The sequence below is a fragment of the Paenibacillus sp. FSL K6-1558 genome (assembly GCF_038002565.1).
GTDB classification, from domain to species: Bacteria; Bacillota; Bacilli; order Paenibacillales; family Paenibacillaceae; genus Paenibacillus; species Paenibacillus polysaccharolyticus.
This window is the reverse complement of record NZ_JBBOCV010000001.1, coordinates 5,240,023-5,251,941: the sequence shown is the minus strand read 5'-3', so window position 1 is coordinate 5,251,941 and position 11,919 is coordinate 5,240,023. Positions and strand designations below refer to the sequence as shown.

11 protein-coding genes are annotated in these 11,919 nt (G+C 48.4%); all 11 read right to left on the bottom strand.

The window, feature by feature from the left end; all coding sequences use genetic code 11:
- Window positions 1–610 precede the first annotated feature (610 nt).
- On the bottom strand, window positions 611–1,600 hold the full coding sequence (locus tag MHI38_RS22635) for a GH25 family lysozyme (RefSeq protein ID WP_154890803.1): 990 nt from the start codon (window positions 1,598–1,600) through the stop codon (window positions 611–613).
- Window positions 1,601–1,872: 272 nt separating this feature from the next.
- Window positions 1,873–2,403: a phage holin family protein gene (locus MHI38_RS22630; protein WP_261769366.1), complete on the bottom strand. Its 531-nt coding sequence runs from the start codon at window positions 2,401–2,403 to the stop codon at window positions 1,873–1,875.
- A 220-nt stretch (window positions 2,404–2,623) separates the two neighbouring features.
- Window positions 2,624–3,133: a hypothetical protein gene (locus tag MHI38_RS22625; protein WP_186809744.1), complete on the bottom strand. Its 510-nt coding sequence runs from the start codon at window positions 3,131–3,133 to the stop codon at window positions 2,624–2,626.
- A gap of 12 nt (window positions 3,134–3,145) precedes the next feature.
- Window positions 3,146–5,797 carry a hypothetical protein gene (locus tag MHI38_RS22620; RefSeq protein WP_154890802.1) on the bottom strand — a complete coding sequence of 884 codons (2,652 nt, stop codon included), beginning with the start codon at window positions 5,795–5,797 and terminating at the stop codon, window positions 3,146–3,148.
- The gene (locus tag MHI38_RS22615) at window positions 5,797–6,378 is read right to left on the bottom strand and encodes a putative phage tail protein (RefSeq protein ID WP_154890801.1); all 582 of its coding nucleotides are present in this window, start codon (window positions 6,376–6,378) and stop codon (window positions 5,797–5,799) included. The genes MHI38_RS22620 and MHI38_RS22615 overlap by 1 nt, the downstream gene beginning before the upstream one ends.
- Window positions 6,379–6,479: 101 nt before the next feature.
- Window positions 6,480–7,619, bottom strand: coding sequence for a baseplate J/gp47 family protein (locus tag MHI38_RS22610; RefSeq protein ID WP_154890800.1), 1,140 nt, complete (start codon window positions 7,617–7,619; stop codon window positions 6,480–6,482).
- A 4-nt stretch (window positions 7,620–7,623) separates the two neighbouring features.
- Window positions 7,624–8,079, bottom strand: a complete 456-nt coding sequence (locus tag MHI38_RS22605) for a contractile injection system sheath initiator (RefSeq protein WP_154890799.1) — start codon at window positions 8,077–8,079, stop codon at window positions 7,624–7,626.
- Window positions 8,072–8,482, bottom strand: a complete 411-nt coding sequence (locus tag MHI38_RS22600; protein WP_154890798.1) for a hypothetical protein — start codon at window positions 8,480–8,482, stop codon at window positions 8,072–8,074. The genes MHI38_RS22605 and MHI38_RS22600 overlap by 8 nt, the downstream gene beginning before the upstream one ends.
- Window positions 8,475–9,464 (bottom strand): XkdQ/YqbQ family protein, encoded by a 990-nt coding sequence (locus MHI38_RS22595; RefSeq protein WP_154890797.1) that lies wholly within the window; start codon window positions 9,462–9,464, stop codon window positions 8,475–8,477. The genes MHI38_RS22600 and MHI38_RS22595 overlap by 8 nt, the downstream gene beginning before the upstream one ends.
- Complete coding sequence (locus MHI38_RS22590) at window positions 9,461–10,090, bottom strand: LysM peptidoglycan-binding domain-containing protein (RefSeq protein WP_154890943.1); 630 nt, start codon at window positions 10,088–10,090, stop codon at window positions 9,461–9,463. Before MHI38_RS22590 ends, MHI38_RS22595 begins: the two co-directional genes overlap by 4 nt.
- Window positions 10,091–10,146: 56 nt before the next feature.
- Entirely contained in the window at window positions 10,147–11,907 is a 1,761-nt protein-coding gene (locus MHI38_RS22585; protein ID WP_154890796.1) for a hypothetical protein, read from the bottom strand.
- Between the last annotated feature and the right edge of the window lie 12 nt (window positions 11,908–11,919).

The following is an 11,919-nucleotide window of genomic DNA, read 5'->3' as shown; positions in this document are numbered from 1 at the left end:
AGTGTTGAGAATTTGGAAACGAGTTAAATTAACAGAGCGAGAGGATACCATAGATGTAGAAGCATTGAAAAGCCTGGATCAACGGATCACCAGCGTGCAATTCATGTATTTGAACCAAGGTCAATTCGGATCAACAAACTTACCCTAGAATAGGGAAAAGAATAGATCACAGCATTAGCTTTGGGACGTTCGTTCCGTGAGTTTGTCTTCATGAGGTGTAAGATCAATTTGATCCATTTACGGGTAGAAAAAAGGATAGAACAGATCGACACTACAATAACTTTTCATGTTATGGTTTTGTCATGATGAGGAGGTTTGTGTATTAAATCGTGGTGAAAAACATTTTCGTGTAACTTACTTTACATCACATTTACCAATTAGACAAGAACTTTACAGACATACGTTTTTAAGTTTATTACACTCGTCAGAATTAGTGACATTATGTACAAAAAAGGAACATAGCTCGACAAAATAGCTCATGTTCCCTGCTTTTCCTCCACAGTCTAATCTGTTCTATTGAAGTAAAACTATAGAAGCTTACACTAAGCACCTGATAACGGAATAACCATTGTTGTGTAAATATTCAGTCTTGCTTATAACCTGATTTGATTCACTTTTTAAACAAACCCCTGCGGTGCATCACGGTAATAAAACGATAGAAGTCGTAGCTTGCACCGTTATCGATGCTAAACAACGGATTTTTGGTATCATAGGCCAGAGCGGCATCTACAGCAGCTTTCGCCCAGACAGGGACTTCCATCTGCTGACGTGCTTGCAAACGGTCAACCTGCGCTTTCAGTGCATCTAACGCAGCTTTCTCTTCGGCTGTCATCGGTTCGCCCCCTTTCGGTGGTACAGTTGGCGGATTCGGATTCGATGGTGTAGTCGGGTTCGACGGGTTACCAGGATTAGTCGGATTGGTTGGCTCCGTTGGATTCGTAGGATTTGGGTTTGGCGTAGCCGCCGCATATCTCGCTCTAAGTTGCGCCGCTGTTCCCTCGAATTCATTCATATCCACATTGCCGCTAATGCCATTTACCTTACCTGAATCCGTATACTGCCAGAACGTCCAGCGCTTCCATGCCGGCTGAGCATCCGGTACACGTGTCGTGCTGTAACGCGCAACCCACAGATCGTAGGAGCCCAAAGAAGCATCGAAATTGCTAGCAAATGAATTGCCTGTATATATGATCGGTTTTACACCTGTGAGACGTTGCAATTCTGTTAAAAAGGCTTTGGCTACCGTATTCATCTGGGCTTTGCTCAAATTGCCGGGGTTATTCTCGTAATCCATAACCGGTGGCAACTGTAGCGCCTTGGCTCCTCCGATCTGGTTCAGCGTATTGGCATAATGTGCCGCTTCTGCCTTCGCAATCTCCACAGTCGTTCCGCGGAAGAAATGATAGGTTCCCACTATCATGCCCGCCGTAAGCGCACCGTTTACATTTTGCTGAAAATTCGGATCGATATATGTTCGCCCTTCGGTTGCTTTGATAAACACAAACGTCATGCCGCTTGTCTTCACCTTGGCCCAGTCGATATTACCCTGATACCTGGATACATCAATGCCCTGCGTGTTGCCCGGGGTTCTATTTTGCAAATTTCTCACACCCTTTATTCGGCTAGTTGCCGTTTGTATATAGTTAATGCGGACGGGTTAAGGATTGCTTGTGTGCGTGTCCCTTGTTGTACGATGTATGACCCAGAATACCGAGCTAGCCTTATGAAAGAAAATTCCTATTTGGGACAGCTCAAATACTACTACGATCTTAATTATTAAGTTGAACCAATAATCTGTAGGCAAAACAAATACAGAGTGACGACTGAAAGCAAAGAAAGCGAAAGCACCCGTAATAGGTGCTTTTCTTATTGTTACGCTGTGCTTTTATTCTCTTGATCCGCGGCTTTTACTTTGGATTGTTCATTTTCTGGAGGATGATCATTTTCGCCTTCGGAATGGTCCGACGACGGAGGGGGATGTGGCAATGGAGAAGATAACACCTCTTCCCCTGCCTTTCCTTTGAGCACTTGAATCGCCTGTCGAATGACAGGCGGGATCGGAGCGCCCAGTTTGCCCCCGTTTTCAATAATGGACAACAACTCATTTGCGATATAAAAAAAGGCAACCGCATCCCTGAACAAATGTCCGTCTCCCAGAACACCGTCCACCAGATGAGCCACCGATACCATTGCAAATATAAATACCTTTCGTGCGATGCCAAACAGTCCAATATTACTCTCAAGCTTGCCTGTCATTCCCGCCGCCGCGATACCTGTCAGGTAGTCGAAGATGACAAAGACAAGCAATACGCCGAGCACTCCTGACCAGCCTCCAAAGAAATAGGATGCCGAGCTGCTCATCAGCGCAATCCCCCATTTCCATAGGGTGTCCCATCGTTCCATGGCTTCACCTCCTTTTGTTTTGTATTCATTAAAACGACTTATCTTATCCTTAATCGTCTGTATTGGCTGATTCCAGTAGTACAGCCACCTGACTTCGACTACTCTCTGGAACTTGGTGTAGCTCAATCAATTTTTTATTAATCATCATTACGTATACAGCTAACATAGTCTCACCTCTCCTTATAAACATCACAGGCTAGTGGATCGAAAACCTTCAAACTTATCCCTCATTTGGCGGCACCACACTAAGTACAAGCATGTGTAATTCCATTAAGGCCAGTTGATTGGCGTTACTTTCCTCAGCTAAACGCTTGTTCTCCGCTTCTGATTCTGCAAGACGCTGTTTTAGAATGTCCAGTTCGGACGCTTCTTCTGGCTGCGGCTTAGTCAATTCTTCAATTACTTCCTTGCTCAGCCCTTCCACCCACAGCTCAGGCAAACTTTCCTGTGGTACTTCTTGCACATTGTCCTGGTATGCTTCCCATGCTACCAAGTCAAAACGCGGGTGAAATAGGCCAGCAGGAACAGGCACGCCGACCAGATACCCGGCAATTTTCTGTTCCGCTTCTTCCTCATCCTTGTCTGGCGTTGATACCTGTTCGGCCTGATCGGGATCAAACATCACAGGCTCAGGCTCGGCATAAAAAGGGACGACACCACTAAAGGCATCGTCCACTAATTCGTCCTCGATATAAAGGCCTTCTGTATTTACTTTAGGTACGGCTTTCATGGTAAACCTCCTTTATTGTTCGGCTGGGAATCTTGGTAGAAACAAATTCACAAAATTATTTTTGCTTACTCTATTTAGAGATACTATACCATTTGGAGCAATAGCTAATAGAGCGACACTTGGCGTATTACCATCAGAGCATGCCACCGTGTACATAATATTCTTTGTTGGTCTGTATCCAACAGGTAGGGTAAACAAAGACACACCCGCTGAAATTGAACCCCCATTAATCATTCCACGTATTAACACATTTCCTGACGAATCTTTTACATATCCGACAACAGGATAATCATTTGTTGAATAGTTTGCCCACCCGTTAAGCAATGTCGGCGATATCCATGCAGGAGAATCCTTTTCGGCCTTTTTCGACTCCAAAACGGCTATGCGTGTAGTGTTTTCTTGCAACGTTTTGACGGTATCCAGTAGCAGAGCCTTTTCATTCTTTGCGTACGTACCAGTAATATCCACACTCGGATACTTGTCTAACATCAGGTATGTGACGCTGTAGGCTGCTGACGGATCAAAGTTGGGCCAGTCAAGACGCGCTTTCTCCAAACCATAAGGGCCGAGGTTACTCGCGTACCACATAGGATCATATAGTCCATTTTTGTATGCTCTAATAAACTTTTTAACCTTGAATTTTGATGGCAGTGCTGCATCAGCCATTGCCACGGCTACTGGCGGATTTTTGATTACGGGCGCATTCTCACGCAGTACAATCCCAGTACCTACCTCAACCTGATTATCTCCGTCAATAAACATCAATTGCCCCTCAGACGTGATCGGCTCAACGAATGGTTTAGCTAGTTGGTATAGAAGTTGATATGAGGTCCAGTTTGGCGCTGGAACTGTTGGCACTGTCGTAAAAAAATTTTGTGAATTCTTGGATAGTAATGGTGTCCATACCTTAGTTCCAGACCCATTATACCCGGCTCCATTGTTATTCGGGTCTTGTCCAGCTGTATACATAAAATATCCCATGAAATAAGCCTTAATTTCATCAGAGGTCAGGTTAGTATAGCTGTCTCCCCACCCACTATCCGCGCTTGAAATAGAAATCTGAAAATTATCGAATACCCCGTTAGCTCCAGATGAACCGATATTTAGATTATCCGATGCGCTGTTTACAGTAACGTAATCTGTCTCTTTGATCACTTTACCTTGATACTTCGTCAGCATACCTGATCCGTCAACGGCTGGTGGTCCCGGAAGCATTGCATTAACAACCTTAAAACCATTCTGTCCCCCCCACAAAGAAAAATTGATGTCAGTACCCAACGTAACCTTACGCCACTTCGCCAATTTATAATACTGACCATCACGCTCAAAAACGCTATCAGGTTTTTCTCCCGTATCTGGATTGGCGTGTAGTTCAGTTTGCAGTGCGAGAAAAGAGTCTTCACGTGGTTTAAAGGTCATTGCTGACGTACCTAAGTTTAAACACGGATTCTTAAAAATTGCAGTTCCTGTCGTCTCGCTATCAAAACCGATAACAATACGTACACTCTTCGCGTTATCAGGGGTTTTAAAGCTATTCCCTAATGTGAACTTCCCGTTTGCCTTTGCATAGGGAGGCTTATTAAATGACGTTATGGCATTATTATCATCATCGTAGTACCATCCATTCCAATAAACTCCAGCTACTCCATTGCCACCAAAGTTAGTCACGTCTACAGTAGTTGAAAACGTATATTCCGTAGAGGGAGCCACGTTTACAGTACAAATGAAATTACTAAAACCTACCGTACCGCTTGCCTTTGTCATTTTCAGTTGGTAGGGTGCCTCGATCTCACTTGGGCCTGCTATTGCTGTTTCACTCCACTCATAAAATGGCGGTAATAGGTTTTGTCCATAGCGAATGGCATACGGATTCAAAACTGGTTGAACACTATCAACGTAAGGGTATTTACGTTCAATCTGCTCCTCCGTCATATTTTCGAGTGCAACATACTCCGAGGCACTAATCTCATAAAGTCGAATCGCATCAATGTACCCGGAACTTCCAGAAGCTCCAACAACTTGACTAACAAAAAAAGTGCTAATATCGGTAGAAATGCTATATGCTCCCCATAAAGTGCTGAATCTTTTACTATTACTTGAAGTAACCATCCCTTTGTTCGGGTTAAGCTCGTTTAAGTACATACCTATCAATTCTCCAGATATCAGCTTTGCCGAGAGGATAACAATATAGTACTTACCTGATTTTAAATTAATAGGGGATATCGATAATGCTCCTGCTGGCATTGCCGTTGTCGTAATTTTCAAAGATTGATTTCCTTGTACTTTGTTAGATGTATCAGCCGTTATTGTAGATTGATAGGAGTTTACTAAGCTTGCTTGTTCACAACCTCCAGCACGCCCCAGCAAATTAACCAATGTTCTCCCCTTAATGCTCGAAAGATTAAACGTCGCCTCCTGATTAGCATTGACTACATTTACGCCAGGCAGTAGCGTGATAGATGCACGTTCCTCTGTATCCAACCGCTCCCGTACACCACTCACTTGTACAGCTTGTTCTTCTAAATTCCCCTCTATCTGCTCTGCAAACTCATCAATCTTCTCCCAGTTCTGATCCAGATATTTGTCCAGATCAAAGTAGGTTGTTGATGGCGAGGAACGATCGATTTTATTCAACCCTAAATTAGGTGTCTTTGGTTCACTCATTACGCTCCACCTCCTGCTAATTTATCCTGCCGTATCTGCTCTATCTCACTCAGGGTCATGCTTTCAACCTCGGCAATGGTCAGATACCGCAAACGGTACTCGACGGTCATATGAGCCGGTTTGATATCTTCAATTACTGCCTTCAGATCATCCAAATTAGGGGGTAATCCATATTTATCCACAAAACTCACCGTAAAACTCCATGCTTCCGGCTGGAATGTAACGTCCACCTTGCCACCAGCATAGGCTTCGGCCACATTGCTAACCTGCCTGCCCGAAAACTTACCTGCTCCGCGCAGTTTCGACTCCACCACAGCACGCCGCTGCTCCACAGGTTTGAGACGATCCGTCTCAATGCCAAGCTCCTGCTCCCAGAAGTCCAGACCCCATGTTGCCGTACGGACAAAAAACTGCTCCAGCGTCTCGTTCAGCGCCTGATACAGCAGATCGATTTCGGTGCCTTTGGCCTGCATATCGGCCTGCATCACACGCGAAGTTTCATAATACTGAGGCAAATACGAGAAGAGCTCCTGCCCTTTCTCACTCGTAAGTCCAGCATGTACAACAGAAGGAGCACTCATGTCCTGTGTCCTCCTTTCTTTTCACATCTGTGGGGAGCCACTCACTCGGCTGTTCTTCCCCATTCACTTTCTGAATCGCATCCTTTACCTCAATCCCCAGACTACTCATATACATCCACCGTCCCCAGCACAGCCACTTGGCTGGTGGTCATCTCGATATTCTGGTCGCTTACACCGTTCACGGTAAGCTCCGAATAGTCGATAATCGGCGGGATGTCCAGCAGAATTGCGGCAATGCGAGTGTAGCGTACGAGGGGATCGGCAAAAGCAAGCTGTTTCAAATACGCGGTCACCCCGCGTTCGATTAATGCACGGACATCCGCCAGCGTGGCATCACTTGCCAAAGTCAGCTTCACCTGAATGTTCATCGGCACTTCCTCTGCCGGCATCACCGTCACCACAGGTCCAGCCGGAGCAACGCCCTCACCTTGTCCATCTTGCGTGGGGTCAACGTACTTTTGCACTGATGCCACCAGATCGGTGCCCGCAGCACGCTTGTCCGTATCGAGCAGATACAGCCCAACGGTGCCCGGCCCCTGCCATAGCGGGATCACCCGCGTCGCTCCGACGCCCGGCACTTCACTGGCCCATTGCACGTACTGTGCCTTGTTGCCGCTTGTACCCTGGTTGCGGACTTTGGCATAAAAGCGCTCCAGCAGCGCGGTATCCGCTTCGATGTCCGCACCGCCCTTGATGACGTCCGTGTTCACCACAGACGTCACGCCGCTTACCGGTGTAGACAGCACGGTTAACGTGCCTGCGGGTACATTGCTCTCTTTTCCAGCAACAAGCGCACGTACCCCTACACTCCCAACACCATCTTCATCCAGTTCCACACGGCCCACCGTTTCATATTCCAGCGACGCTTCACCGGACACCTCATCTGCGAGCGTAGCTACAACCGTACCTGCTGGCACGACTTTCCCCGGCTCACCCGTAAATTTCACGGTGCCCTGTGCCGCCACCGCCGCCCGGCGCGTAATGCCATGTTCCCCCGCCCGCAAATCCAGCTCCTCCGAACGAAAATTCGGATCACGGCTCGCCGCCGTACTGGCAAATCCGCGCCGCAGTAACTCCTGCGCCCAAAGTGCCGCCTCTGACAGCATAAAAGCTACCGGAGCCTCCGCATCCCACAAAAACGAACCTTCCGACTTGTCCAGATCCGCGGGCAGACGATCCAGCATACGCTGCATAATCTGTTCCTCCGTCTGGCCCTCCAAATAACGAGGAATCTCAGCCATCCCGTCAGATCACCTCACTTTCCAGAATAAACATCTCATCCTGCACACTCATCACCCGGCACGTAAACCCGCACTGCTCCCGGTCCCAATCAAATGTAAACTGGCCCACCGCATCCGTACGCGGATCAGCGAGCAACGTTTCTGTCACCATCCGGGCAATCTCACTTTCCATCACACCGCGGCTATCCCCCTGACCGATCAGATCCTCCAGCTCCGAACCGTAGTCCCGAGAGTAGATCACATGTCTGTACCGCGGAGTTTTCACCGCTTTGATACACCACTGCACCCACGCTTCATGCGCGTCTGCTGTAGCCACCTTGCCACTGGGAGTCAGCACAAAATCACCAGCATCATAATCATAGCGCCAGCTTCGCCCAAAACGTACTTCTTCTGAAGCCGCACCCGACAGGTCCTCTTCATCTCCCCAGACCATACCCGTTTCTGGAAACAAACTAGGCATTCGCACTCACCACCTTACACAGCACCACAATATCGTTCCCGCTATTCACCCGCATCGCCAGCACGCGATCCCCGGCTTTCAACCCTTTGCCCAAAGACCAGACCGCTTCTTCCACTTCCTCTTTTTGCAAAAGAAACCGTCCCGTGCCCGTCGTGCCGCCGCCCGCCACGTCAGATATCCCGGAAATCGCTCCAGTTATTTCGCGCTCCGGCAACTTCAGCGTGCCCGGCAGCTCGGCCACGAGATAGTCCTGCACTTCGTGCTTGAAGTCGTCCAGCTTCACACCGGACGCCGTGATCGTACCAAGCACTGCGCCCAGACCGCTCACCGCCTGACGGGAATGTGTGCTCATCGCTCCCCGCATTACATCGGCAAACTGCCCGTACGGATCTTCTTTATTCAAGGTAAAACCTCCTTTTCACCAGCTCCGCCGTGCCCAGCTCCAGCGTCATCGTGCCCGGCCCGGCTGACAGATCCCGGCTGACCGACATGACGATCAGCTTTAGACCTTTCAACGTAACCGCATCTCCTGCGCGAATCGTGTTGATATCCGGGGCCGAGATCGTAAACGTCTCCTGTATGCCTGTCAGCTTGCTTTTCGCCAGTTTTTTTGCGGCGGCGGCTGTTTTTACCTGATCGTCCTCGACCAGTTTTTGCAATGTACCCAGCTGCTCTGTATCACTCTGCTCAATCGCTAACACTTTGGAAGGCACCTCTTTACCGCTACCGCCGGACTCAGACGCTGCCATCACCTTTACTTTCGTGACTGCGCCTTCGAGTGTCCGCATCTGCGTCAGATCGATTAGCCGATCCAGCGCGTGCACCTTCGTGTTGCTACCTACCTTGAACAACTGCAACCCGCCAGGCATCATCCGTGGGTGGTACATGTCTCCCCCGGATTTGGCTGTTTCTTTCAGATCAGCAAATATCATCGAAAAAATCGTCTGTGACCTATACACCGCCTTACCCAGCTTGGTCTTGATCTCTGGCAACGTAGCCAGAGGAATTTTCCATTCCTTAGCGTAAGCTTTGAGCCGTTGTACTGCCGTCTGATCCTTGGGAAACAGGAATTCGTCCTCCGATTTTTCGAGATAAATCATTCGGTCGTAGACCGTGAGGGACAAACGCTTGGTACCGCTATTGGAGCTTTCCGCTTCCCAAATGACCGCTGGATGGAGAAGATAGACCATTGATTTTTCGCCAAAAGGAACCCCGCTGATCCGTACCGCCATGCCCGGTGAAATCGCAGGTAGACCTGAAGAAGCAGACACCGCCAGCCGGATGTTCGCCTGATAGGCAATCTGATCAAGCGAGTCCTTCAGCGTAATCGTTTCGACAAGCTTGGTGATATCGTACTTGTCATCGACAATGACCTTGTAGGTCATGGCATCACCAGCTTTTGCCCCGGCTTGATCCGGTTCGGATCACTGCCGATAATCTTGGTGTTGAGCTTGTAAATCTCGTTCCATTTGGAACTATTTCCGAGCTCAAGCTTGGCTATTTTAGACAGGGAATCCCCGGCTTTGACGGTATACGTCTTGCTATTTTTTTTCAGATCGGTACGTGAACCAGACTTGCTACCAGCAGCACCCGAACCCACCTTCTCCACTTTCGAATCCCGCCACGTTCGCAGCGTCAAATCGAAATATATATCTCCAGGCTCCCCGCCGCGAAAACTCGAGTTGAGTGAAATCAGAAACACGGGTACATTCACTCCGGTTCCGGAGATGATGAAACGCAGTGGTTTCTTGGAGATGAGGAAAGTGTTCAACACATTCATCGCCACGCGTGGATCAGGAATGTCCGTCACCGTACAATAGGATTTATCATACTCTTTTGGAAAAAAAGAAGAGAAGGTGATCTCCTTCACCTTCTCCCCTTGTGCAAAGTCAAACTCGCCATGCTCCAGCATATTAATCGTCTCGTATCCTTTTGATCTGGAAATGTTGACTTCTTCCGGATTCACCGGGAATACAAACGAAGTACTGCCATCCTTCAACGTGAACGACATTTCGTTAGTACCAACTTCATCTTTAAGTGTAGACATATCTGCGGCCTCCTTTCTGCTTAGGCCATAATCGTTTTGCGATTTTGCATCGCCCGGCGGAGCTCGTTCGAGATCCGTTGCCCTACCTGTTGAGTCACAGCATCGTAATCAATTGCGTTCTCGCGGACCGTCACCTGTACCGTTCCCGGCGCTACATTCACCGAGATCTGGTTGGTCGTTTCCGTTTTGAAATCCTTAAGGTAACTTGCCAGACTGCTCATCTGTTCTTCGGAGATACTTACTGTGAGTGGCGATGCTTTACCGCTCTGCTGTCCCGTTTGATTTAACGCCATCGCTTGAGATTGCATCATACTTGTTCCAATCAAACCCGTAGCTGTCGGTGAGCCCAATCGATTGTTCATATAGGCTTCGGGTCCGGTGATCGATAAAAATTCTGGCCTGTACGCTGGCGGCATTTGCGGTGCTGCAGGTACAGAAGGGGTTGAAGCAACGGTTGCAGGCGGAGTAGTCTGTTCTTCTTTTTTCGATCCAAAACCGAAGAAATTAGAAAATCCCTCAGTGAGACTCTTTGCTTTCTCAGAGACGAAGTCAGCAGCACCAGATAACGCGTTGCCTAAACCTTCTGATGCATTGGATACAAAGCTACCGATATCCTTCGCCTTATCTCCAATCCAGCCTCCCACTTCACCACCAGCCCAACCACCAACAGCACCACCAACCCAGGTCCCGATGCCAGGCAAAAGAACGCTACCGATGGCGCTGCCAATCGCAGTACCTGCTGTGCCGCCAATCATGGAACCTACTGCTCGACCACGTTCTTCTGGGGGTGCTGTCGCTACATTCGCCACATCTGCAAGCATGCTGATGGGTCCTAGCAACCTTTTGGCTCCTTTGGCGAATCCTCCACTCAAGCTGTCCATCAACCCACTACCTGCCAGCATATCGGTTAATGATCCGAGTGAACCAGAGTCGACAAAACCTAAGCCACCCATACCTCTAACTCTTCGTCCTCTTCTTCCATTTCTATTTCGATCAGGTGGAGGATTAGGCGGATCAGGTACAGGTGGCCTCGGTACCGGATTTGGTCTTGGGCCTGGATTTGGTCCATTTCCTGATCTTCTACCACTTCGGTAGCCTCGTCTGCCCCGATCAGGGCCTCCGCTTCCATCCGTATTCGGTGTACGAACTCTGCGGTTCTTGCCAATCTTTCCACCTGTGCAACAGCAGCATTTAGAAGCAGGGCTTCTGGTCGGGTCTGGTGCAGGATTTTCTTCTTTTTTCTTTTTAAATAAACCAATAATATCCCCTACATTAAACGCTGCATCTTTCACATCATTGAATGCTTGAATTCCTTCAAGCCACTTTTCCCACCACTTTTTAGGTTCTTCTTCCTTGGCAGGATTATTGACCGTATTATTATTGCTCCCAATGTTCAGTGCCAACGAAGGCCCACCCGCCGGGTTCGTCTTCCCCATCGCCACTTCAATCTTCTGTCGAACCTCCACTGACACAGTCCCCGAAGCCATAACCATCTGGTCCCTGAAACTGTTCAGTTTCGCCAATGCGCGATCCAGTGCTGGACTCAGCTTATCAATCAACCCAATCGTCGGTGTAATACGCAACCTGCTGATTCGCACAGCCATACTATAAATATGCTCCAACCTTCGCCCAGTCGTTCTCAGCTCATTGTTCACCTTAATCAGACTCTGATAGCGTACTCTGCCCAGACGTTCCGTTGAGCGCTGAATCTGATCCAGGTAACGAAGGGTTGTCCGCATTTCCGCATTGGACTTGGATAGACCTACAATCATTTCTGCCATTTGTTTCACCTC